Source organism: Paracoccaceae bacterium (assembly GCA_019454225.1).
Classification (GTDB): Bacteria; Pseudomonadota; Alphaproteobacteria; order Rhodobacterales; family Rhodobacteraceae.
In genome coordinates this window covers 390307-412679 of sequence record CP075370.1, presented here as the reverse complement: position 1 = coordinate 412679, position 22373 = coordinate 390307, and the positions used below count along the sequence as shown (strand labels likewise).

The 22373-nt window shown below is 67.5% G+C and carries 19 protein-coding genes; 12 read left to right on the top strand and 7 right to left on the bottom strand.

Translation table 11 applies throughout. The features are described from left to right. The first annotated feature begins 363 nt into the window (after nucleotides 1–363). From KF887_01995 to KF887_01970, 6 genes are all read left to right on the top strand, one after another. Entirely contained in the window at nucleotides 364–828 is a 465-nt protein-coding gene (locus KF887_01995) for a CopD family protein (protein QYK41935.1), read from the top strand. A gap of 121 nt (nucleotides 829–949) precedes the next feature. Next, nucleotides 950–2230, top strand: a complete 1281-nt coding sequence (gene rho, locus KF887_01990) for a transcription termination factor Rho (GenBank protein QYK41934.1) — start codon at nucleotides 950–952, stop codon at nucleotides 2228–2230. 18 nt (nucleotides 2231–2248) lie between these two features. Next, on the top strand, nucleotides 2249–3535 hold the full coding sequence (gene mnmE, locus KF887_01985; protein QYK41933.1) for a tRNA uridine-5-carboxymethylaminomethyl(34) synthesis GTPase MnmE: 1287 nt from the start codon (nucleotides 2249–2251) through the stop codon (nucleotides 3533–3535). Between the two features lie 24 nt (nucleotides 3536–3559). Further along, nucleotides 3560–5428, top strand: a complete 1869-nt coding sequence (gene mnmG, locus KF887_01980) for a tRNA uridine-5-carboxymethylaminomethyl(34) synthesis enzyme MnmG (GenBank protein QYK41932.1) — start codon at nucleotides 3560–3562, stop codon at nucleotides 5426–5428. A 408-nt stretch (nucleotides 5429–5836) separates the two neighbouring features. After that, nucleotides 5837–6862: a ParA family protein gene (locus tag KF887_01975; protein ID QYK43396.1), complete on the top strand. Its 1026-nt coding sequence runs from the start codon at nucleotides 5837–5839 to the stop codon at nucleotides 6860–6862. Then, a complete protein-coding gene (locus tag KF887_01970; GenBank protein ID QYK41931.1) occupies nucleotides 6862–7785 on the top strand; it encodes a ParB/RepB/Spo0J family partition protein in 924 nt (307 codons plus the stop codon). Before KF887_01975 ends, KF887_01970 begins: the two co-directional genes overlap by 1 nt. Before the next feature lie 15 nt (nucleotides 7786–7800). Here KF887_01970 and KF887_01965 read toward each other — a convergent pair whose 3' ends face one another. Genes KF887_01965 through rph form a run of 3 tightly spaced genes read right to left on the bottom strand, consistent with a single transcriptional unit; the run spans nucleotide 7801 to nucleotide 10310 of the window. After that, nucleotides 7801–8994 carry a coproporphyrinogen III oxidase gene (locus KF887_01965; protein QYK41930.1) on the bottom strand — a complete coding sequence of 398 codons (1194 nt, stop codon included), beginning with the start codon at nucleotides 8992–8994 and terminating at the stop codon, nucleotides 7801–7803. Then, on the bottom strand, nucleotides 8982–9590 hold the full coding sequence (gene rdgB / locus KF887_01960; protein QYK41929.1) for an RdgB/HAM1 family non-canonical purine NTP pyrophosphatase: 609 nt from the start codon (nucleotides 9588–9590) through the stop codon (nucleotides 8982–8984). Before rdgB ends, KF887_01965 begins: the two co-directional genes overlap by 13 nt. A gap of 6 nt (nucleotides 9591–9596) precedes the next feature. After that, nucleotides 9597–10310 (bottom strand): ribonuclease PH, encoded by a 714-nt coding sequence (gene rph, locus KF887_01955; protein ID QYK41928.1) that lies wholly within the window; start codon nucleotides 10308–10310, stop codon nucleotides 9597–9599. Between the two features lie 122 nt (nucleotides 10311–10432). Here rph and hrcA point away from each other — a divergent pair, with 122 nt between their 5' ends. Further along, nucleotides 10433–11512 (top strand): heat-inducible transcriptional repressor HrcA, encoded by a 1080-nt coding sequence (gene hrcA, locus KF887_01950; protein QYK41927.1) that lies wholly within the window; start codon nucleotides 10433–10435, stop codon nucleotides 11510–11512. Nucleotides 11513–11552: 40 nt separating this feature from the next. Then, nucleotides 11553–12095, top strand: coding sequence for a nucleotide exchange factor GrpE (locus tag KF887_01945; protein ID QYK41926.1), 543 nt, complete (start codon nucleotides 11553–11555; stop codon nucleotides 12093–12095). A 105-nt stretch (nucleotides 12096–12200) separates the two neighbouring features. On the opposite strand, the gene mutS is transcribed toward KF887_01945, so the two are convergent. Next, complete coding sequence (gene mutS / locus KF887_01940) at nucleotides 12201–14813, bottom strand: DNA mismatch repair protein MutS (GenBank protein QYK43395.1); 2613 nt, start codon at nucleotides 14811–14813, stop codon at nucleotides 12201–12203. 144 nt (nucleotides 14814–14957) lie between these two features. Here mutS and KF887_01935 point away from each other — a divergent pair, with 144 nt between their 5' ends. Both KF887_01935 and KF887_01930 read left to right on the top strand, forming a co-directional pair. Continuing rightward, nucleotides 14958–17213, top strand: coding sequence for an NADP-dependent malic enzyme (locus KF887_01935; GenBank protein ID QYK41925.1), 2256 nt, complete (start codon nucleotides 14958–14960; stop codon nucleotides 17211–17213). 4 nt (nucleotides 17214–17217) lie between these two features. After that, nucleotides 17218–18087: a ribokinase gene (locus tag KF887_01930; protein QYK41924.1), complete on the top strand. Its 870-nt coding sequence runs from the start codon at nucleotides 17218–17220 to the stop codon at nucleotides 18085–18087. 32 nt (nucleotides 18088–18119) lie between these two features. Here the strand turns inward: KF887_01930 and msrA are convergent, their stop codons facing one another. Continuing rightward, a complete protein-coding gene (msrA, locus tag KF887_01925; GenBank protein QYK41923.1) occupies nucleotides 18120–18776 on the bottom strand; it encodes a peptide-methionine (S)-S-oxide reductase MsrA in 657 nt (218 codons plus the stop codon). A gap of 96 nt (nucleotides 18777–18872) precedes the next feature. Here msrA and KF887_01920 point away from each other — a divergent pair, with 96 nt between their 5' ends. Both KF887_01920 and KF887_01915 read left to right on the top strand, forming a co-directional pair. Next, a complete protein-coding gene (locus KF887_01920; protein ID QYK41922.1) occupies nucleotides 18873–19769 on the top strand; it encodes a D-amino acid aminotransferase in 897 nt (298 codons plus the stop codon). Nucleotides 19770–19844: 75 nt separating this feature from the next. Beyond that, nucleotides 19845–20567: an HAD family hydrolase gene (locus KF887_01915; GenBank protein ID QYK41921.1), complete on the top strand. Its 723-nt coding sequence runs from the start codon at nucleotides 19845–19847 to the stop codon at nucleotides 20565–20567. Between the two features lie 3 nt (nucleotides 20568–20570). Here KF887_01915 and KF887_01910 read toward each other — a convergent pair whose 3' ends face one another. Together KF887_01910 and KF887_01905 are read right to left on the bottom strand one after the other, a co-directional pair. Further along, nucleotides 20571–20765 carry a DUF2783 domain-containing protein gene (locus KF887_01910; protein QYK43394.1) on the bottom strand — a complete coding sequence of 65 codons (195 nt, stop codon included), beginning with the start codon at nucleotides 20763–20765 and terminating at the stop codon, nucleotides 20571–20573. A 6-nt stretch (nucleotides 20766–20771) separates the two neighbouring features. Next, nucleotides 20772–22358, bottom strand: coding sequence for an FAD-dependent oxidoreductase (locus tag KF887_01905; GenBank protein ID QYK43393.1), 1587 nt, complete (start codon nucleotides 22356–22358; stop codon nucleotides 20772–20774). Nucleotides 22359–22373: the final 15 nt, after the last annotated feature.

Here is a 22373-nt window from a genome sequence, read left to right as displayed (position 1 = left end):
ATTCGGTGTTGCCGCTGACTGGTGCCGGTAGAGGCCGACGCTTGTCAAGCGGCAACGGCGGAGGAAGGCATTCGTCCACAGGTGCACATCACCGGCACAAGGCAGGGTATAGTTTCCTCGGCGGCGATGGAGGATCCCGGGAACAGTAGACGAACATTCAGTCACATTCGATCCATCAATCTGATAATACTTGAATATTTTCCGCCTCCGGATCACGCGCGGCGCGGTCTCGGGAGGTTTTTGTCACCGCGGCCTGTGGATAGTCCTGAGGATTGTTTGCGGCATCCAGATACGCACAGGGCCTACATCAACTACATTCTCTTTTCCTTCTTTCTTGATTAAGAAGCAGGGCAGAGGTGAAGAATGCAGGATGTGCTGGCTTCGGCCTATCCCTATGTGAAGGCCGTGCATGTCATGGCCGTGATCGCCTGGATGGCGGGGCTGTTCTATCTGCCGCGGCTGTTCGTCTATCACGTCGAGGGGCTGGCAAAGGCCGGTGTGCCGGACGGATCGGACATGGACCTTCTGTTCCGGCATCAGGAACGGCTGCTGCTGCGCGCGATCATGAACCCTGCGATGATCGTTGCCTGGACGGCAGGCCTGGCGCTTGTGATGACGCCCGGGATTGTCGACTGGGGGTCGGCCTGGGCCTGGGTCAAGGCGGGGTCGGTGCTTGGCATGACCTGGTTTCATCACTGGTTGGGCCTGCGCCGGAAGGCCTTCGCTGCCGGAGCGAACCGCCTGACCGGTCGAGACTACCGCTTGATGAACGAGGTGCCCACGATCCTGATGGTGGCCATCGTTCTGGCGGTGATCGTGAAATTCTGAGAACCTTGACAGCGGGCTGTCCTGCGCCTATCCGGTCCGGGCGGGGCCGTCCGGCCCATGGCAGTTCCCATTCATCCATAGGCGGCGGACACCACAGGTGGACGCGCGGGGCGATTTCCGAATGAACGACGACGATGTGCAGCGGCTGAACCTGTCCGAGCTGAAGGCCAAGACACCGGCCGATCTTCTGGCGATGGCCGAGGAGTGGGAGATCGAGAACGCGCCCAGCATGCGCAAGGGCGAGATGATGTTCTCGATCCTCAAGGAACATGCCGAGGAAGGCTGGGAGATCGGCGGCGACGGCGTCCTGGAGGTGCTCCAGGATGGTTTCGGCTTCCTGCGGTCGAAGGAGGCCAACTATCTGCCAGGACCGGACGACATCTACGTGAGCCCCGACATCCTGCGGCAGTTCAGTCTGCGCACCGGGGATACCGTCGAGGGCGTGATCGCGGCGCCGCGGGACAATGAGCGGTATTTCTGCCTGACCAAGGTCACACGCATCAACTTCGATGACCCTGAGCGCGCGCGGCACAAGGTGCATTTCGACAACCTGACGCCGCTTTATCCCGACGAGCGGCTGAAGATGGAGATCGAGGATCCGACGATCCGTGACCGGTCGGCCCGCATCATCGATCTGGTGTCCCCCATCGGGAAGGGACAGCGCGCCCTGATCGTCGCGCCGCCGCGTACCGGCAAGACGGTGCTGTTGCAGAACATCGCGCATTCGATCGCGACCAACCATCCGGAATGCTACCTGATCGTCCTTCTGATCGACGAACGCCCCGAAGAAGTCACCGACATGCAGCGCTCGGTGAAGGGTGAAGTCGTCAGTTCGACGTTCGACGAACCCGCGTCCCGCCATGTTGCGGTGGCCGAAATGGTGATCGAGAAGGCCAAGCGCCTGGTCGAGCACAAGCGGGATGTGGTGATCCTTCTGGATTCGATCACGCGGTTGGGTCGTGCCTTCAACACGGTGGTTCCGTCCTCCGGCAAGGTTCTGACGGGCGGTGTGGATGCGAACGCGCTGCAGCGGCCGAAGCGGTTCTTCGGTGCGGCGCGGAACATCGAGGAAGGCGGTTCGCTGACCATCATCGCGACGGCGCTGATCGACACCGGCAGCCGCATGGACGAGGTGATCTTCGAGGAGTTCAAGGGCACCGGCAACAGCGAGATCGTGCTGGACCGGAAGGTGGCGGACAAGCGGGTCTTCCCCGCGATGGACATCCTGAAATCGGGCACCCGGAAGGAAGAACTGCTTGTCGAGAAGTCCGATCTGCAGAAAACCTATGTGCTGCGCCGAATCCTGAACCCGATGGGCACGACCGATGCGATCGAGTTCCTGATTTCCAAGCTGAAACAGACGAAGTCGAACTCGGAGTTCTTCGATTCGATGAACACCTGATGAGGTTCGGGCCTGATCATGGACACGATCTTCGCGCTGGCGACCGCACGCGGCAAGGCCGGTGTCGCGGTGGTGCGCATTTCAGGGAACCGGGCGCACGCGGCCGCGACGATGCTGGCCGGCACGCTGCCGCCGACACGGTTCGCGGGTCTGCGAAAGATCGCGCGCGACGGCGAGGTGATCGACGAGGCCCTGGTGCTCGCCTTTGCCGAGGGAGCGAGCTTTACCGGTGAACCCGTTGTCGAGCTGCATCTTCACGGTGGGCGGGCTGTCGTCGACCTGACGCTGGACAGCTTGCGCCGCATGCCGGGCCTGCGCATGGCGGAGCCGGGTGAATTTACCCGCCGGGCACTGGAGAACGGGCGACTCGATCTCGCGCAGGTCGAGGGCCTTGCCGATCTGATCGACGCCGAGACCGAGGTGCAACGCCGCCAGGCGATCCGGGAGCTTTCGGGCTCGGTCGCCGCCCGCGCGGATGCCTGGCGCGCCGACATCCTTCGAGCCGAGGGCTTGCTGGCAGCGGCGATCGACTTTGCGGATGAGGACGTGCCGGACAACGTGCTTGCCGGCGTCGATGACATCGTGGCGCGGCTGCTTCTGGCCTGGCGGGCCGAGGTCGCGGGAACGGCGATGGCCGAACGTGTGCGCGACGGGTTCGAGGTTGCCATCGTCGGCTCGCCAAACGCCGGGAAATCCACGCTGCTCAATGCGCTGGCCGGTCGTGACGTGGCGCTGACCTCTGCGGTGGCAGGAACGACGCGGGATGTCATCGAGGTGCGGATGGATCTGCGTGGCCTGCCGGTAACCGTGCTTGACACTGCGGGACTGCGCGACGCGGCGGATGAGGTGGAGGCGATGGGTGTTGCCCGCGCCCGCGCCCGCGCCCGCGCCGCGGATCTGCGGGTGTTTCTTCTGGATGACGACGGTCTGCCGGCGGGGTTAGCCCCGCAGGACGACGACATTCTTTGTCAGGGCAAGGCAGATCTGCGTGGGGCCGGAGCCGCGGGCGTCTCGGGCGTGACCGGACAAGGCGTGACCGTCCTGCTGGAGATGATCTCCGATCGAATCGCGCAGCGGGCGGCGTCCGTGGGAACGATGACCCGTCAGCGCCACCGTCAGGCCCTCGAGAAGGCCATCGGGTCTTTGGAATCAGCCAGGGATCTGATAGGCGAGGCGACGGATCATCCGGAACTGCTGGCGGAGCGTCTGCGCGAAGCACGCACGGCGGTCGAGATGCTGGTGGGCCGGATCGATGTGGAAGAGATTCTGGGCGAAGTCTTCGCACGCTTCTGCATCGGCAAGTAGCGCAACGGGCAAGGAATGTTTCACGTGAAACACACGGATACGGACGTGATCGTGATCGGCGGGGGGCACGCGGGCAGCGAGGCCGCCGCTGCGGCTGCGCGCGCCGGTGCCCGGACAGTTCTGGTGACACTGAAACGTGGCGGAATCGGTGTCATGTCGTGCAATCCCGCGATCGGCGGGCTGGGCAAGGGTCACCTCGTCCGCGAGATCGACGCCCTTGACGGCGTGATGGGCCGCGTGGCGGACCGCGCCGGAATTCAGTTCCGGTTGCTGAACCGTCGCAAGGGTCCCGCCGTCCAGGGCCCGCGTGCGCAAGCGGACCGCCGGCTGTACCGCGAGGCGATGCAGGCGGAACTTGCCGCCCTTTCCGGGCTTTCCATCGTCGAGGCCGAAGTCACCGATCTGATCGTGGAGGCCGGCAGGGTGGCCGGTGTGCGGTTGTCTGACCGGTCGGACATCCGCGCGCGCGCAGTGATCCTGACGGCCGGCACGTTCCTGAACGGCCTGATGCATATCGGTTCGGAACGCACGATCGGGGGGCGCGTTGGCGATGGCGCGGCCGTCCGTCTGGCAGAACGTTTGGCGGATCTGAACCTTGCGCGCGGACGCTTGAAGACCGGCACGCCACCCCGTCTGGACGGCCGCACGATCCGCTGGGACGCGCTTGAGATGCAGCCGGGCGATGATGACCCGGTCATGTTCTCCTTCCTGAACCGCAGGCCCGAGGCCCGGCAGATATCCTGCGGCATCACCTACACCAATGCGCGCACGCATGACATCGTGCGGTCGAACCTGTCGCGGTCGGCGATGTATGGGGGCCATATCGAAGGCGTGGGGCCACGCTATTGCCCGTCGATCGAGGACAAGGTGCTGCGGTTCGCCGACAAGGACCGGCATCAGGTCTTTCTGGAGCCTGAGGGCCTTGATGACGAGACGGTCTATCCGAACGGAATTTCCACATCGCTGCCCGCGGATGTTCAGGCCGAGTATGTGCGAACCATCGCCGGGCTCGAGGATGTGCGCATCCTTCAGCCGGGCTATGCCGTCGAATACGACTACTTCGACCCGAGAGGCCTGTCGTCGGTTCTGGAATCACGGGCGCTGGCAGGGCTCTACCTCGCGGGCCAGATCAACGGCACCACCGGATATGAAGAGGCTGCGGCCCAGGGTCTGGTGGCCGGGCTCAACGCCGCAATGGCGGCCATGGGGCGCGACCCGGTCCGGTTTCCGCGGAGCGACAGCTACATCGGCGTGATGATCGATGATCTGACGACCCGCGGTGTCACCGAACCCTATCGGATGTTCACATCGCGCGCCGAATTCAGGCTGTCGCTTCGCGCCGACAACGCCGACCAGCGTCTGACGCCGCTGGGTATCGCGGCGGGATGCGTCGGCGCGCGCCGCGCCCATGCCTTTGCGCGCAAGATGGAGGGTCTCGATGCCCTGCGGTCGGACCTTGCAGCGGCACGGTTCACGCCCGGCCAGGCCGCGTCGCTGGGCATCGCGGTCAGTGCCGATGGCGCGCGCCGTTCGGCCTTCGATCTCCTGGGTTTTCCGGATGTGACTCCGGCGACGCTGGCGATTGCCGTTCCGGCGCTGTCGGTGGCCGATCCCGATCTCGTCGCGCAGGTCTCGCGTGAGGCGCTGTATGCGCGCTACGAGGATCGCCAGCGCGCCGATATCGACAGCTTGCGCCGCGACGACGCCACGCCGCTGCCGCCAAGTCTGGACTACGCGGCAATGCCCGGCCTGTCGCGCGAGATTGCCGGGAAGCTCGCCCAGCGGCGGCCCGACACGCTGGGCCAGGCCGCCCGCATGGAAGGGATGACGCCAGCGGCCCTGATCATCCTGCTTGCGCATGTCCGCCGGGCAGAGAAGGGCCAGGCGGCGTGACCGCACCGTCCGGTTCCGGCCCATTCGTGCTTCCCGGGGGCTTCGGCGACACCGCCGAACGGCGGCTGGCGATGTTTGCCGACCTCCTGCTCCGCTGGAATGCGACCGTCAACCTGGTCTCGGCCGCGACCCTGCCGCATATGCGGACGCGGCACATCCTCGATTCGGCACAGATCGCCGCACTCTGCCCGGCGGCGGTGCGGCGCTGGGTCGATCTCGGTACCGGGGGCGGCTTCCCGGGGCTGGTCGTCGCCATCCTGCTGGCCGAGGAGCGGCCCGAAGTCACCGTTCACCTGATCGAGTCGGATCAACGGAAGGCCGCCTTCCTGCGCGAGGCCGCGCGCCAGCTGTCGGTCGGTGCCGTCGTTCACGCGATTCGGATCGAGGAGGTCGCGCCGCTTGGCGCGGATGTCGTGTCGGCACGCGCCCTTGCGCCTCTCCCGGCACTGCTGGGTCTTGCCCATCGGCACCTCGCGCCGGACGGTATCGGCCTGTTCCTCAAAGGGGCTGGCGCTGCGGAAGAGGTCGAGGCCGCGCGCAAGCTATGGACGTTCGAGGCCGAACTGCTGCAAAGTCAGACGGACCCGCAAGGCGTCATTCTACGGACAAGGGGTCTTTGCCGTGCAGCCTGACCAACCGCGAATCATTGCCATTGCCAACCAGAAGGGCGGTGTCGGCAAGACAACCACGGCAATCAACTTGTCCGCGGCGCTTGCGGAACGCGGCGCGCGCGTGCTGCTTGTCGATCTTGACCCGCAGGGAAATGCCTCTACCGGTCTTGGCGTTGCGGCGGCCTCCAGGCGTCGGACCAGCTACGATCTTCTGATGGAGGATCTGCCGCTGCCCGAGGCGGTACAGCAGACACCGTTCGAGGGTCTGCTCGTCTGTCCGGCAAATGGCGACCTGTCATCCGCTGACGTCGATCTTGTGGCCATCGAAAAGCGCAGCTTCCTGTTGCACGATGCGCTGCGCCATCCCTCCGTTGGGGGTCTGGCGCTGGACTACATCCTGATCGATTGTCCGCCATCGCTCAGCCTCCTGACGGTCAATGCCCTTGTCGCCGCGCATGGCGTCCTGGTGCCGCTGCAGACCGAGTTCTTCGCGCTCGAGGGCCTGTCGCAGGTGATGCTGACGATCCGCGAGATCCGTCAGACGGCGAATCCCGGCCTGCGTATCGAAGGTGTTGTTCTGACCATGTTCGATGGTCGCAACAACCTGTCGCAGCAGGTCGAGGCTGATGCCCGCGGGACGCTGGGCGATGTGGTGTTCCGCACCGTGATTCCGCGCAATGTGCGGCTGAGCGAGGCACCATCCTATGCGCTGCCGGTCCTGGCCTATGACAGCGCGTCACGCGGGGCGGCCGCCTATCGTGCATTGGCCGCCGAGCTTGTCGGCCGTCATGGCTTCTCGCCGCTCCGGCAGGAGGTTGCCTGATGACCGAGCGCAAGGTTGAACGACGCGGCCTGGGCCGCGGCCTTTCGGCGCTCATGGCCGACATCCGCGCCGACGGCGAGGCGGGCCCCCAAGCTGCGCCCGATGCGACGGTACCGATCGAGCGCATTCGCGCCAATCCGGCACAGCCGCGGCGCGACTTCCCGCCCGAGGCGCTCGCCGAGCTTGCCGAATCGATCCGCCAGAAGGGCGTGCTGCAACCTGTCATCCTTCGCCCGCTGCCGGACGATGCGGGCTACGAACTGGTTGCGGGCGAACGTCGGTGGCGCGCCGCACAGATGGCGCAGCTTCACGCGATACCCGCCATTGTCCGGTCGCTGGACGATGCCGAGGTTCTGGAAATCGCCATCATCGAGAACGTCCAGCGGGCCGATCTCAACCCGATCGAAGAGGCGGCGGGCTACGCGCAGTTGATCGAACGGTTTGGCCATACCCAGGAACAGATTGCCGATGCCCTGGCCAAAAGCCGCAGCCATATTGCCAACCTCCTGCGGCTGCTGAAGCTTCCGCCGGATGTTCAGGGGCATGTCCGGGCTGGCCGGATCTCGTCGGGTCACGCCCGCGCCCTGGTCACGATGGCCGATCCCGTGTCGGTGGCGCAGCGCATCATTGTCGAAGGGCTTTCCGTTCGCGAGACCGAGACCCTGGCCCGGGACGAGGCCATGGGAACCGGCCGCCGTGCTTCGCGCGCCAAGACCGGCGGCCGGTCGGGCGGCGCGCCCGAGAAGGATGCGGATACCCGTGCGCTCGAGGCCGATCTTTCGGCGAACCTGGGCATGGCCGTGTCGATCCAGCACGAACCGGGCGGCGAGCGCGGGCGGCTGACAATTACCTACAACTCGTTGCAGGACCTCGACGATCTGTGCCGCGCGCTGTCGTCCATGCCGCGCGACGGCGTGTTCTGAGGAAGCGCGCTGCGCTCAGGTCGCCGCGTCGATGGCCTCGGCGACCCGGGCGATCACCCCGTTCAGGACCAGCCGGCCAGACCGCGTCGCGCGCAGACGCCCATGGGAGATTTCGGCGAGTCCCAGCTCGGTCACATAGGAAAAGTCGGGAAGGCTGGCACAGCCAGCCATGCGCGACATGCGCGAGAGGTCGATGCCGTCTTCGAGCCGAAGCCCCATCATCGCGTACTCGATGGCCTGATCGCGCCCGGAAAGCGGCTCTCGCGCGGCCGTTTCCTGCCCCGAAAGGGCCGCGCGCAGCCAGGTTTCGGGTTGGCGCGGGCATTCCGTGCCGATCCGCTGTCCGTTCAGCGAGATGCGGCCATGGGCACCCGGCCCGATGCCCAGATAGTCACCCGCCTGCCAATAGATCATGTTGTGCCGCGCTTCCTCGCCCGGTCGGGCATGGTTGGAAACCTCATAGGCCGGCAGTCCGTGCGCCTCGCAGATCTTCTGCGTCAGTTCATACATGTCGGCCGACAGCGCCTCATCCGGAAGACCTCGCAGCCCGCCCTTGGCGTGGCGTGCGGCAAAGGGCGTGCCGGGTTCGATCGTCAGCTGGTAAAGCGAAAGATGCCCGGTACCAAACGCCAGCGCTTCGGAAAGCTCGGTCCGCCAGTCCGCCGCAGTCTGGTTCTGCCGGGCATAGATCAGGTCGAAGCTGACACGCGGAAAGACGCTCTGCGCCAGACGGATCGCTGACCTGGCACCCGCCGAATCGTGCCGTCGGCCCAACTGCGCGAGATTGCGGTCATTCAGCGCCTGGACACCGATGGAGATTCGATTCACCCCCGCGTCGCGATAGGCCGCAAAGCGCGCGGCCTCGACGGACCCGGGGTTTGCTTCCAGCGTCACTTCCAGATCGTTCGCCACCGGCCAGGTTTCCCGCACCGCCCGCAGCACGCTCGAAACCAACGCGGGCTCCATCAGCGAAGGCGTCCCACCGCCGAAGAAGACGCTGCGCAGCAGGCGTCCTGATGTTTCCGCACCCGCCCGGGCGATTTCTGCCAGATAGGCCTCCCGCCACTGGCCCTGGTCGATCCTTGCCGCGACGTGGCTGTTGAAGTCGCAGTAGGGACACTTCGATTCGCAGAACGGCCAGTGAAGATACAGGCCAAATCCCCCGTTCTGCCAATCGGCCTCGGCGCGGGAATGTTTCACGTGAAACATTCCCGAACCAGTTGGGCGAACGCATCGGCACGGTGGCTGATCCGGTTCTTCTCCCACCGGTCCATCTCGCCAAAGGTCACAAGATGTCCGTCGGGCTGAAAGATCGGATCATAACCGTGACCCAGGTCGCCGCGCATCGGCCAGACGATCCGGCCGGCGACCATCCCCTCGAACACGGCATCCCGGCCGTCGGGCCATGCCAGCACGAGCGTGCAGCGGAACTGTGCCCGACGGGGCTCCGGGGCCGCGGCCGCCTGCAGCAGATCCCAGGTGTGCTGCATGGCGCGCCGGAAATCGCGTCCGCCGGGTCCCTCGGCCCAATCCGCCGTATGCACACCCGGCGCGCCACCAAGCGCATCGACGCAGATCCCCGAATCATCGGCCAGGGCCACGATCCCAGTCGCCTGCGCAGCCGCATGGGCCTTGATCCGGGCATTTCCGGCAAAGCTGTCCTCGGTTTCCGCCGGTTCGGGCAGGCCGAGCGATCCTGCCGACACCAGTGTCATCCCGTAGGGACCCAGAAGCGCCGAGATCTCTTCAAGCTTGCCCGCGTTGTGGGTGGCCACGACCATCGGGCCAGGCAGCAGTTTCGGCATGTTCTCCTACCCCAACGCAGCCCGCTGCGCCGCAATCAGCCGCGTCGTCCCCGCCATCGCCAGGTCGAGCAGCGCCTCCATCTCGGTCCGCGCAAAGGCCGAACCCTCCGCCGACATCTGCACCTCGACCAGCCGTCCACCGCCCGTCACGACGAAGTTCCCGTCCGTTCCCGCGACCGAGTCCTCCGCATAGTCAAGGTCAAGAACCGGCTGTCCTGCAAAGATGCCACAAGAGACGGCCGCGACGTGATCGGCAATCGGATCGGACAGGACCGCGCCCGATCGCATCAGCGCATTGCAGGCCAGCCGCAGTGCAACCCACCCACCGGTAATCGCCGCGCAGCGCGTGCCACCGTCGGCCTGGATCACATCGCAGTCAACCACGATCTGCCGCTCTCCCAGCGCGCGGCGATCCACCGCGGCACGCAGGGCGCGCCCGATAAGGCGCTGAATCTCCTGCGTTCTGCCCGTCTGCTTTCCGGTCGCGGCCTCGCGCCGGTTCCGTGTCGTCGTGGCCCGCGGCAACATCCCGTACTCGGCCGTGACCCATCCCATTCCCGTCCCCTTCAGGAAGGGCGGCGCCTTGTCCTCGAGGCTCGCCGAGCAAAGGACATGCGTATCTCCCATCCGGATCAGGCAGGAACCCTCCGCATGCCGCATCACCCCCGGTTCGATTGTCACCGACCGCAGTTCGTCAATCTTTCGCCCCGAAGGTCGCATGCACATCATCCCCTACAGAAACCCGCGCCAGATAGGCGCGAACCCCCGCGTTCCGCAACCCGCATTGACGCGGGGCGCCCGCGCTCCCTATCTTGGAGGGTCACCCGCAGGCTTGCACATCCATGACCAGTCCGATCGACCGCGCCGCCCTTCTTGCCGAACTCAACGACCGCTCGCGCGAGGTGTTCCGCCGCGTCGTCGAAGGCTATCTGACATCGGGCGATCCGGTGGGCTCGCGCACCCTGACGCGCGCGATGTCCGAAAAGATCAGCGCCGCCACAATCCGCAACGTCATGCAGGATCTGGAATTTCTGGGCCTTCTCGACAGTCCGCACATCTCGGCGGGGCGCATCCCCACACAGCTCGGGCTCCGTCTCTTCGTCGACACGATTCTCGAGGTGGGCACCGCCGCCGAAGAGGACAGAGAGCGCATGGATGCGTCCCTCGGCGCCAGCAATACCGATGTCGCCGCGCTGCTCGATCAGGTGGGCTCCACCCTGTCCGGCATTACCCATGGCGCCAGTCTGGTCCTGACGCCGAAGCGCGAATCGCCCATCCGTCACATCGAATTCGTCTCGCTCGGCCCGGACCGCGCGCTTGCCGTCCTGGTGTTCTCGGATGGTCATGTCGAGAACCGTGTCTTCGCCCCGCCACAGGGCATGACCGCCTCGGCCATGCGCGAGGCGGCGAACTTCCTGAATGCCCTGGCCGAAGGCCGCACCATCGCGGAACTGCGCCAGACGATCGGGCATGACATCTCCGCCCGGCGTCAGGAGATCGACGCGCTGGCCCGTGACCTGGTCGAACGCGGGGTGGCGCTCTGGGAAGATGCGGGCGGCCCGGCCGAACGTCTCATCGTGCGCGGCTCGGCCAACCTCCTCGACGATGCGCCCGATACGCAAGAGCTTGATCGCGTGCGCCGCCTGTTCGACGATCTGGAGCGCAAGCGCGACATCGCCGAATTCCTCGATCTGACCGAGGCGGGCGAGGGCGTGCGGATCTTCATCGGATCGGAGAACAAGCTTTTCTCGCTTTCTGCTTCCTCTCTCATCATCGCTCCCTATATGGATGCCGACCGGCGCATCATCGGGGCGGTCGGCGTGATCGGCCCGACTCGCCTGAACTACGGGCGCGTGGTGCCCATCGTGAACTACACGGCCCAGCTCGTCGGGCGGCTCGTGTCCGAACGCGCAAAGGGATAGGCCCGTGACCGGCAAGGCAAGACAATTCGAGGACTTGGACATGAACGACAACCAGGCGCTGCACGATCTTTCGGATGAGGTGATGGCGGCAACCGAGGAAGGTGACGATACCCTCCTGGCCGAGATCGAGAGCCTCCGCGCCGAACGTGACGAGCTGCGCGACCGGTTCATGCGGGCCCTGGCCGATGCCGAGAACTCGCGCAAGCGCGCCGAACGCGACCGGCGCGAGGCCGAACAGTACGGCGGGTCGCGTCTCGCCCGCGATCTGCTGCCGGTCTACGACAATCTGCGCCGTGCCCTCGATGCCGCCACCGATGACCAGCGCGCCCAGGCCGGCGCATTGATCGAGGGGGTCGAACTGACGCTGCGGGAACTGGTCAACACGATGACGCGGCACGGCATCACCACGATCAGCCCGGCCACGGGGGACATGTTCGATCCGCAAACGCATCAGGCGATGTTCGAGGCACCGGTTCCCGGCACCCGGTCCGGCCAGATCATCCAGGTGATGACCGAGGGCTTCCTGCTGCACGACCGGCTGCTGCGGCCCGCGCAGGTCGGTGTTTCCTCGACCCCCGGGTGACAGGCCCGTCCGGCCGGATAGGCGCGATTCCCGGGGAAAACAACAAATTCGCGCAAAACCGAATAGAATCTCGGCGCATTCCCTGATTCGGCAGCCTCGCGAAGGTCAGCCTTCCAGCAGGCCCCGCAGCTCGTAGATCAGAGCCAGGGCCTCGCGCGGGGTCAGCTCGTCAGGGATCACCCCGGAAAGCCGCGCCTCGACGGCGGATGGTGCCTTGCTCTCCGGGGCGGGCGCCGGGGCGGCGCGGAACAGCGGCAGGTCGTCGATCACCGCCGCCCGCCGTCCGCCCTGCCGGTCCCCGGCTTCCAGCATCGTCAGCACCTCGCGTGCCCGTGCCACCACCGGCGCAGGCAATCCGGCCAGCCGCGCCACCTGCACGCCATAGGACCGGTCCGCAGCACCCGCGCGCACCTCGTGCAGAAAGATCACATCGCCCTGCCATTCACGCACCGCCACCGTGGCATTCCGCACACCGCCCAGCCGCCCGGCCAGCGTGGTCAGCTCGTGGTAGTGGGTGGCGAACAGCCCCCGGCAGCGGTTCGACCCGTGCAGATGCTCCAGCACCGCCCAGGCGATCGACAGCCCGTCCCAGGTCGCCGTGCCGCGCCCGATCTCGTCCAGGATCACCAGCGCCCTGTCATCCGCCTGGTTCAGGATCGCCGCGGTCTCCACCATCTCGACCATGAAGGTCGACCGCCCGCGGGCCAGATCGTCGCTTGCCCCGACCCGGCTGAACACCTGGCTGACCAGCCCGATCCGTGCCGCCGCCGCCGGCACCTGGCTGCCTGCCTGCGCCAGCACCGCAATCAGGGCGTTCTGCCGCAGGAACGTCGATTTCCCTGCCATGTTCGGCCCGGTCAGCAGCCATATCGCCGGCGCCTCACCCGCGCTCAGGGCGCAGTCGTTGGCGACAAAGGCCGCTCCGCCCTGCCGCCGCAGCGCCGCCTCGACCACCGGATGCCGCCCGGCGGTGATGTCGAAGGCGCGGCTGTCGTCCACCTCGGGCGCGCACCAGTCGCCCTCGGCCGCCATCTCTGCCAGCCCCGCCGCCAGGTCGATCTCTGCCAGCGCCCGGGCCGTCGCCGTGATGCCGGACGCCGCCGTCAGGACCTGCGCCACCAGATCCGCGAAATGCCGCTTCTCGATCTCCACCGCATGACCGCCGGCGTTCAGGATGCGCGTCTCCAGCGCCGACAGCTCGACCGTGGTGAACCGCACCTGGTTTGCCGTGGTCTGGCGGTGGATGAAGCTCTGCGACAGGGGCGGCGACATCATGCGCTCGGCATGGGTGGCCGTCGTCTCGATGAAATAGCCCAGCACGTTGTTGTGCCGGATCTTCAGCGACGGCACGCCCGCCGCCTCGGCATACCGGGCCTGCATCCCCGCCACCACGCCCCGTCCCTCGTCCCGCAGGGCGCGGGTCTCGTCCAGTTCCGCGTCGTATCCGGGCGCCACCATGCCCCCGTCGCGGACCAGCAGCGGCGGTTCCTCGACCAGCGCCCGCGCCAGCAGTCCGACCATGTCGTCATGCCCGACCAGCCGCCCCGCCGCCTCGGCAAGGCCCCCGGGCAACCCGGACGGCAGGTTCCCCGCCACCAGCCCGGCACCCCGCAGCCCGGCCCGGATCGCGGCCAGATCCCGCGGACCGCCACGATCCAGCGCCAGCCGCGACAGCGCCCGGTCCATGTCGGGCACCCCGCGCAGAACGCCCCGCAGCGCCCGGCGCAGCGCGCCGTTCTCGCGCAGGAAGGCCACGTCGGCCAGCCGCGCCCGGATCACCCCGGGGTCGCAGGATGGCGCGCCAAGCCGCGCTTCCAGCAACCGCGCCCCGCCCGCCGTCACCGTCCGGTCGATGGTGGCCAGCAACGACCCCTCGCGCCCCCCCGCCATCGCCTGCGTCAGTTCCAGGTTGCGCCGGGTCGCCGCGTCAATCTGCATCGTCGCCCCCGGCATCTCGCGCACCGGCACGCGCAGCAGCGGCAGGCGGCCGCGCTGTGTCAGGTCCAGATAGGCCACCAGCGCGCCCAGCGCGGCCACCTCGGCCCGTCCGAAGGCACCGAACCCGGCCAGCGTCGCCACCTGGTACAGCCCGCACAGCCGCCGCTCCGCGCCCTGGCTGTCAAACGACGAACGCGGCGCGGGCGTCACGGCCATGCCGGGAAACGTCTCGAACACCGCGGCTTCCGGCATCCGGCCCTCTGCCACCAGCAGCTCGCGCGGCCCGATCCGCGCAAGCTCTGCCACCAGGCGCGCGGGCCCGCAGGGCATCACCCGTACCTCGCCCGTCGACATGTCGCACCAGGCCAGCGCCCCCTCGTCGCGCACCTCCGCATGCGCCGCCAGCCAGTTCGCCCGCCGCGCCTCCAGCAGGCTCTCCTCGGTCAGCGTCCCGGGCGTCACCAGCCGCACCACATCGCGCGCCACCACCGATTTCGACCCGCGCTTCTTCGCCTCGGCCGGGTCCTCCATCTGCTCGGCAACCGCCACGCGGAATCCCTTGCGGATCAGTTGCAGCAGATAGTCCTCCGACCTGACCACCGGCACGCCGCACATCGGAATGGGCTCGCCCTCATGGACCCCGCGCCTGGTCAGCGCGATGTCCAGCGCGGCCGAGGCGGCCACGGCATCGTCAAAGAACATCTCGTAGAAGTCGCCCATCCGGTAGAACAGCAGCGCATCGGGGTGCCGCCCCTTGATCTCCAGATACTGCGCCATCATCGGCGTCACGGTGTTGTCGGCCACGCTGCGCCCCTGACGTTCCGGCCGTCGACCCTAGCGAAGCCGCCCCGCCCCGAAAAGCCGCAAAACCGTTGTGGGCCGGGGAAGGCAGCGCTATCACCGCCGGACGTCAGGGAGGACGCCATGACCCGCATCAAGATCACGCCCGAAGAAGCGCTGGCCTTCCACCTCGAACCCCGCCCGGGCAAGTTCGACGTGGTGGCCTCGGTCCCGATGGCGACCCAGCGTGACCTGAGCCTCGCCTACTCCCCCGGCGTCGCGGTGCCGGTCCAGGCCATCGCCGACCGTCCCGAAACCGCCTATGACTATACGGTCAAGGGCAACCTTGTCGCGGTGATCTCGAACGGCACCGCGATCCTCGGCATGGGCAACCTGGGCGCGCTGGCCTCGAAACCGGTGATGGAGGGCAAGGCGGTGCTGTTCAAGCGCTTCGCCGACGTCAACGCCATCGACATCGAGCTGGACACCGAGGATCCGGACGAGATCATCAATGCCGTGCGCCTGATGGGCCCGACCTTCGGCGGGATCAACCTTGAGGACATCAAGGCGCCCGAGTGCTTCATCATCGAAAGCCGCCTGAAGGAACTCATGGACATCCCGGTGTTCCATGACGACCAGCACGGCACCGCGGTGATCTGCGCCGCGGGCCTGATCAATGCGCTGGAACTGACCGGCAAGAAGATCGAGGACGTGCGCATCGTCCTGAACGGCGCGGGGGCGGCGGGCATCGCCTGCCTCGAACTGCTGAAACGGATGGGCGCCCGGCATGACAACTGCCTGATCTGCGATACCAAGGGGATCGTCTGGCAGGGCCGCACCGAAGGCATGAACCAGTGGAAATCGGCCCATGCCGCCAATACGCCCCTGCGCACGCTGGAAGAGGCGATGAACGGCGCCGACGTGTTCCTGGGCGTGTCGGCCAAGGGCGCGGTCACGCAGGACATGGTGCGCAGCATGGCCGACAACCCGGTCATCTTCGCCATGGCCAACCCCGATCCCGAAATCACGCCGGAAGAGGCGCACGCTGTCCGTCCCGATGCGATCGTCGCCACAGGGCGGTCGGACTACCCGAACCAGGTCAACAATGTCCTGGGCTTCCCCTACCTGTTCCGCGGCGCGCTCGACATCCACGCCCGCGCGATCAACGACGAGATGAAGATCGCCGGCGCCCGCGCCCTGGCCGCGCTGGCCCGCCAGGATGTGCCCGACGAGGTGGCGATGGCCTATGGCCGCAAGCTCTCCTTCGGGCGTGACTACATCATCCCCACCCCCTTCGATCCCCGCCTGATCCACGTGGTCCCGCCCGCCGTCGCCAAGGCCGGCATGGATACCGGCGTGGCCCGCCGCCCCATCGTCGACCTGCGCGCCTACGAGGCCAGCCTGAAGGCCCGCATGGACCCCACCGCCTCGATCCTCGAAGGCATCCAGACCCGTGCGCGCAGCGCCCAGTCGCGCATGATCTTTGCCGAGGGCGATGATCCCCGCGTGCTGCGCGCCGCCGTCGCATGGCAGCGCTCGGGCCTCGGCCGCGCCCTGATCGTCGGCCGCGACGCGGATGTGCGCGAGAAACTGGAAGGTGCCGGGATCGGCGATGCCTGGCGCGAACTGGAAATCGTCAACGCCGCCAACTCCCGCCATTTCGAGACCTACAAGGAATTCCTCTACGCCCGCCTGCAGCGCCGCGGCTTCGACGCGCATGACATCCACCGCCTTGCCGCCCGCGACCGCCACGTCTTTGCGGCCCTCATGCTGGCGCATGGCCACGGCGATGCGCTGGTCACCGGCGCCACGCGCAAGTCGGCGCATGTGCTCAGCCTGATCAACCATGTCTTCGATGCGCGGCCCGAGGATGGCGCCGTGGGCGTCACCGCCCTGCTGCACAAGGGGCGCATCCTGCTGATTGCCGACACGCTGGTCCATGAATGGCCCGAACCCGAGGATCTGGCGAACATCGCCGTCAAGGCGGCGGGCGTGGCGCGCAACCTCGGCCTGGAACCCCGCGTCGCCTTCGTCAGCTTCTCGACCTTCGGCTACCCCGACAGCGAACGTGCCTCCAAGATGCACAAGGCGCCCAAGGTGCTCGACGCCCGCCGGGTGGATTTCGAGTACGAGGGCGAGATGACCGTCGATGTCGCCCTGAACCCCGAGGTGATGCGCCAGTATCCGTTCTGCCGCCTTACCGGCCCGGCCAACATCCTGGTGGTGCCCGCCCGGCACTCGGCCTCGATCTCGGTCAAGCTGATGCAGGAAATGGCGGGCGCCACGGTCATCGGCCCGATCCTGACCGGCGTGACAAAGCCGATCCAGATCTGCTCGACCGGCGCCACCGCGAACGACATCCTGAACATGGCCGTGATGGCCGCCTGCCGGGTGGGCTGAGGCCGTGGCGCTGTGGAACCTCGGCTCGGTCAACGTCGACCACGTCTACCGCACCCCCCGCATTCCCGCCCCCGGCGAGACGCTCGCCGCCTCGGGCTATCGCGCGGGGCTGGGCGGCAAGGGCGCGAACCAGTCGGTCGCGGCGGCCCGCGCGGGCGCCCGCGTGCATCACATCGGGGCCATCGGCCCGGACGGCGGCTGGACCCGCACGGCGCTGCGGGACTATGGCGTCGATACCGCGCATCTCGCCGATGTGGGCGAACCCACCGGCCATGCGATCATCGCCGTCGATGACGCGGGCGAGAATGCCATCCTGATCTGGCCGGGCGCGAACCGCAGCCCCGACGCGGCGCTGGTCGGCGCGGCGCTGGCGGGCGCTGCCGCGGGTGACAGCCTGCTCCTGCAGAACGAAACCTCGGCCCAGGCCGAAGCGGCACAGGCCGCGCGCCGGCGCGGCCTGTCGGTCATCTACTCCGCCGCGCCCTTCGACCCCGCGGCCGTGCGCGCGGTGGTGGACCATGTGACGCTTCTGGTGATGAACGCGGGCGAGGCGGCCGAACTCGCGGCCGCCATGGGCGCCCTGCCCCCGGTCGACTGCCTGATCACGCGCGGCGCCAGCGGCGCCGACTGGATCGCGCCGGGCACCGAACCCCTGCACCAGCCTGCCTTCCGCGTCACGCCGGTCGACACCACCGGCGCGGGCGACACCTTCACCGGCTGGCTGGCGGCCGAGCTTGATCTCGGACTGTCGCGCCCGCAGGCGATGCAGCGCGCCGCCGCCGCCGCCGCGATCCAGGTCACCCGGCCCGGCGCTGCCCCGGCCATCCCCACGGCGGCCGAGGTCACGGCGTTCCTGGCGGCCCGCCCGGCCTGAGCCCGCGCCCCCTGACGGGGCGGCGTCCGGCGCTACTGCGAGAATACCGCGTCCTTGCCCCACAGTTCCCGCAGCCGCGCATCGCGCCCGCAGGCCTGCCGGTAGAACTTGTAGGCATCCGACTGCCGCTTGGGCCCGGCGCGGGTCAGCAGCAGCTGGCTGCCCTTGTAATAGTCCTGATGATAGTCCTCGGCGGGCCAGAACCGCCCGGCCTGCAGCACCGGCGTGACGATCGTCATGCCCAGCGCCTTGCCTGCCGCTGCCTTCGCGGCCTCGGCCGCCGCCCGTTCCTCGGCATTCCGCACGAAGATCGCGGTGCGATAGCTGTCGCCCCTGTCGCAGAACTGTCCGCCCGCGTCGGTCGGGTTCACCGAACGGAAGAACAGGTACAGCAACTCGGCATAGCTGACCCGCGCCGGGTCATAGTCGATCTCGACCGCCTCGTAGTGGCCGCCGATATCGGCGCTTACCTGTTCATAGGTCGGGTTCTCGGTGGTTCCCCCGGTGTAGCCCGAGACCACGCCGCGCACCCCCGGCACCTTCTCGAAATCCGCCTCGACGCACCAGAAACAGCCGCCCGCCAGATAGGCCTTGTCGGCCATCGCGGGCGCGCCCGCCACCATCAGCACCAATGCCAGACCTGCCCGGATCATCGCGTCCCTCCCCTGCTTCCCCCGGTCATACGCCATCCGGGGGCCGGCCGTTTCCACGTCACGTCAAATTGACCGCCGCCCGTGCCTGCCGTAGGTCGGGGGAAACCCGCCACATCCCCCGAGGGGCCGCCCATGGACCATGTCACCACCCACGCCGCCGAAGAGGATACCCGGAACGAGTCGATCCTGATCTGGCTCAACGGGCGCATCCTGCCCAAGGCGCAGGCGGTCGTGTCGGTCTATGACAGCGGCTTCATGCTGGGCGACGGCGTGTGGGAGGGGTTGCGCCTCTACAACGGGCGCTGGGCCTTCATCGACGATCACATCACCCGCCTGTTCGAGGCCGCCAAGGCCATCGACCTCGACATCGCGATGACGCCCGATCAGGTCAGGCAGGCGCTGCACGACACGGCGGCGGCCAATGGCATGACCACCGATGCCCACGCCCGGCTGATGGTGACGCGCGGCGTCAAGACCCGGCCGTTCCAGCACCCGAACCTGTCGCAGCAGGGCCCGACCGTGGCGATCATCATGGAACACTCCCGACCGCGCATCCCGCGCCCGATCCGGCTGGCGACGGTTCCGCATGTCCGCGGCCTGCCGATGACGCAGGACCCCAAGCTGAACAGCCATTCCAAGCTCAACTGCATCCTGGCCTGCATCGCCGCGCAGAAGGCGGGCGCCGACGAGGCGCTGATGCTCGATGTGCATGGTTTCGTGAACACCACCAACGCCTGCAACTTCTTCATCGTGCGGCGCGGCGAACTGTGGACCTCGACAGGCGACTACTGCATGCCCGGCATCACCCGCCGCGCCGTCATCGACCTTGCGCGCGCGAACGGCATTCCGGTGTTCGAAAGGAACTTCTCGCTGGTCGAGACCTATTCGGCCGACGAGGCGTTCCTGACCGGGACCTTCGGCGCCCAGACCCCGGTCGGCACCATCGACGGGCGGGTGATCGGGACGGGCCAGATGGGCCCGGTGACCGAACGGCTGCGCGGGCTCTACAAGGCGTTTGTGGGTGCCTGATGTCGGGACGGATGCCATACGTCTGCCAGACGCGGGCCAGACGGATGCCAGACAGCGAAATAGCGGGAATTGCAGATGAATATCGCCATGTGGTCCGGTCCCCGGAACCTGTCGACCGCCATGATGTATGCCTTTGCCGCACGGGGTGACTGCGCGGTCTGGGACGAACCGTTCTATGCCGCCTATCTGGCGGCCACCGGGCTCGATCATCCGATGGGCGATGCCATCCTGGCCGCCGGCGACGCCGATCCCGCCCGCGTCGCGATGGCCTGCGCCAACGCCCCTGCGACCGGCGAAAAACTGTTCTATCAGAAGCACATGACCCATCACATGATTGATGGGTTCCCGCTGGATTTCATGGACTCCTGCACCAATGTCTTCCTGATCCGGCACCCCGTCCGCGTCATCGCGAGCTATGTCGCCAAGCGCGAGAACCCGACGCTCGACGACATCGGCTTTCCCCAGCAGTCCCGCCTGTTCGACCGCGTGGCCGACCGGACCGGCCGCGCGCCGCTGGTGGTCGACAGCGCCGACATCCGGGCCAACCCACCGGGAATACTGCAGAAACTTTGCGATTCCCTGGGCATCGGTTTCACGTGGAACATGCTGTCATGGCCTGCCGGGCCGAAACCCTATGACGGTGCCTGGGCCCCGCACTGGTATGGCGCGGTCCATCGCTCCACCGGTTTCGACACGGCCGAGGGCCCGTTGCCCGACCTGCCGCCGGAATTCCACCCGCTCGCCGAAGCCGCCCGCCTCCACTACGACCGGCTCGCGCCGCACCGTCTGACGGCGTGACCGCTAGCCCTTGCGTCCTGCCGCAAGTGCAGCCGCTATCGCTGCCGCGATCACGTCCGGGTCACCGATCTGGTTCATCAGGATCAGGATCAGCCGCGCGTTCAGCGCATGGCTCTCGGCCTCGGTCAACCCGTCATGCGCGGCGATCAACCGGGCATAGGCCTCATCGGCATCGGGCAGGTTCGGGGCGGTCGTCATCATAGGTCACTCCATCCCCAGGGCGCGCCGCAGCGCTGCGGCAATGGCATGGGGGTCGGGCGCCAGCCAGCGCGCCGCGACATGCCCGTCCGGGCGGATCAGATAGACCGCCCGATCCGCATGCCCCAGGTATCGCGCCCGCAAGTCATTGTTGCCATGTGCGGAAAGCGCCACGTGGTGCAGCGCGATACCGTCTGGCACCCGCACCTCCGGCGCCTCGGTGTCGATGGCCAGCAGGGTAAAGCCCGGCCCCAGCCGTGCCAGCAGCCAACCCTCGCCCAGCGGCGCATCGGGGCAGGGCGCGCCGGGTCGGCTGCGCGCGGGCATCCGCGCGTCATCGGGGCTGTTCAGCACCGAACCGTCATGCACGCATGGCACCGACAACCGGCCGGAGTTCACCATGGCCCGGGCAAAGGGCATCGACTCGGCCAGATCCAGCACGGCATTGCGGAACAGCCGCGACACCGGCGACTTCGGCGTGATGAAATCGGTCGCGCGGGTCGAGTTCAGGATATTCTCATCGGCGGCCTGCATCCGCTCGGTCTCATAGCTGTCGATCAGCCGGTCGGACGCCGCGCCCTGCACCACGGCGGCCAGCTTCCAGCCCAGGTTGTCGGCGTCCTGCACGCCGGAATTCGCCCCGCGGGCACCGAAAGGCGATACCTGATGCGCCGAATCGCCGGCAAAGATCACCCTGCCATGCCGGAACCGGGCCATCCGGCGGCACTGGAACGTATAGATCGATGTCCAGACCAGGTCATAGTCCACCCCCGGCCCCAGCATCGCATCCACCCGCGCCCGCACCCGGGCGGGTTCCTGTTCGCGCGCGCGGTCGATGTTCCAGCCCAACTGAAAATCGATGCGCCAGATGTCGTCGGGCTGGCGGTGCAGCAGTGCCGAATCGCCCGAGCGGAAATGCGGCTCGAACCAGAACCAGCGTTCCGTCGGGAAATCGGCCGTCATCCGCACATCGGCAATCAGGAAGTTGTCCTCGAACACCCTTCCCTCGAACCCCAGACCCATCATGCCGCGCAGGGGCGACCGGGCCCCGTCGCAGGCCACCACCCAGTCGGCCCGCAGCGCATAGGGCCCGTCGGGCGTCATCACGTCCAGCGTTGCGCCGCTGGCATCGGGGGCGATCCCCTCGACCCGGCTGCGGCCCCGGATCTCGATGGTTGCGCCGTCGGCACGGGCCGCGGCGATGGCCTCGCACAGGTATTGCTCGAAATAGGGTTGCTGCAGGTTCACGAAGGCCGGAAAGGCATGACCGTCTTCGGGCAACAGGTTGAATTCATAAATCAACCTGTCGTCGCGGAACACCTTTCCCCGGCTCCACCGCACGCCCTTGTCGACCATCGGCGCGGCCGCGCCCAGCCGGTCGCAGATCTCCAGCGTGCGCTTGGCAAAGCAGATGGCACGGCTGCCGCCGCCCGGCCCCTCCTGATCGTCCAGCACCAGAACCGGCACGCTCCGCCTCCCCAGGTCCAGCGCCAGAACCAGCCCGACAGGCCCGCCCCCGACGATCACGACCGGATGGCGCGCGGCATCGGCACGGTCCTGGTCCGCCGACCGCAGATAGGGGTAAAGCACCAGCCCGCCGTCCCGCGT

Excerpts from the sequence above, each read along its gene's own strand:
- KF887_01995 (QYK41935.1), top strand. The coding sequence starts at position 364 with ATGCAGGATGTGCTGGCTTCGGCCTATCCCTATGTGAAGGCCGTGCAT.
- rho (QYK41934.1), top strand. The coding sequence starts at position 950 with ATGAACGACGACGATGTGCAGCGGCTGAACCTGTCCGAGCTGAAGGCC.
- mnmE (QYK41933.1), top strand. The coding sequence starts at position 2,249 with ATGGACACGATCTTCGCGCTGGCGACCGCACGCGGCAAGGCCGGTGTC.
- KF887_01975 (QYK43396.1), top strand. The coding sequence starts at position 5,837 with ATGTCGTGTCGGCACGCGCCCTTGCGCCTCTCCCGGCACTGCTGGGTC.
- KF887_01970 (QYK41931.1), top strand. The coding sequence starts at position 6,862 with ATGACCGAGCGCAAGGTTGAACGACGCGGCCTGGGCCGCGGCCTTTCG.
- KF887_01965 (QYK41930.1), bottom strand. The coding sequence starts at position 8,994 with ATGTTTCACGTGAAACATTCCCGCGCCGAGGCCGATTGGCAGAACGGG.
- rdgB (QYK41929.1), bottom strand. The coding sequence starts at position 9,590 with ATGCCGAAACTGCTGCCTGGCCCGATGGTCGTGGCCACCCACAACGCG.
- rph (QYK41928.1), bottom strand. The coding sequence starts at position 10,310 with ATGCGACCTTCGGGGCGAAAGATTGACGAACTGCGGTCGGTGACAATC.
- hrcA (QYK41927.1), top strand. The coding sequence starts at position 10,433 with ATGACCAGTCCGATCGACCGCGCCGCCCTTCTTGCCGAACTCAACGAC.
- KF887_01945 (QYK41926.1), top strand. The coding sequence starts at position 11,553 with ATGAACGACAACCAGGCGCTGCACGATCTTTCGGATGAGGTGATGGCG.
- mutS (QYK43395.1), bottom strand. The coding sequence starts at position 14,813 with ATGATGGCGCAGTATCTGGAGATCAAGGGGCGGCACCCCGATGCGCTG.
- KF887_01935 (QYK41925.1), top strand. The coding sequence starts at position 14,958 with ATGACCCGCATCAAGATCACGCCCGAAGAAGCGCTGGCCTTCCACCTC.
- msrA (QYK41923.1), bottom strand. The coding sequence starts at position 18,776 with ATGGCGTATGACCGGGGGAAGCAGGGGAGGGACGCGATGATCCGGGCA.
- KF887_01920 (QYK41922.1), top strand. The coding sequence starts at position 18,873 with ATGGACCATGTCACCACCCACGCCGCCGAAGAGGATACCCGGAACGAG.
- KF887_01915 (QYK41921.1), top strand. The coding sequence starts at position 19,845 with ATGAATATCGCCATGTGGTCCGGTCCCCGGAACCTGTCGACCGCCATG.
- KF887_01910 (QYK43394.1), bottom strand. The coding sequence starts at position 20,765 with ATGACGACCGCCCCGAACCTGCCCGATGCCGATGAGGCCTATGCCCGG.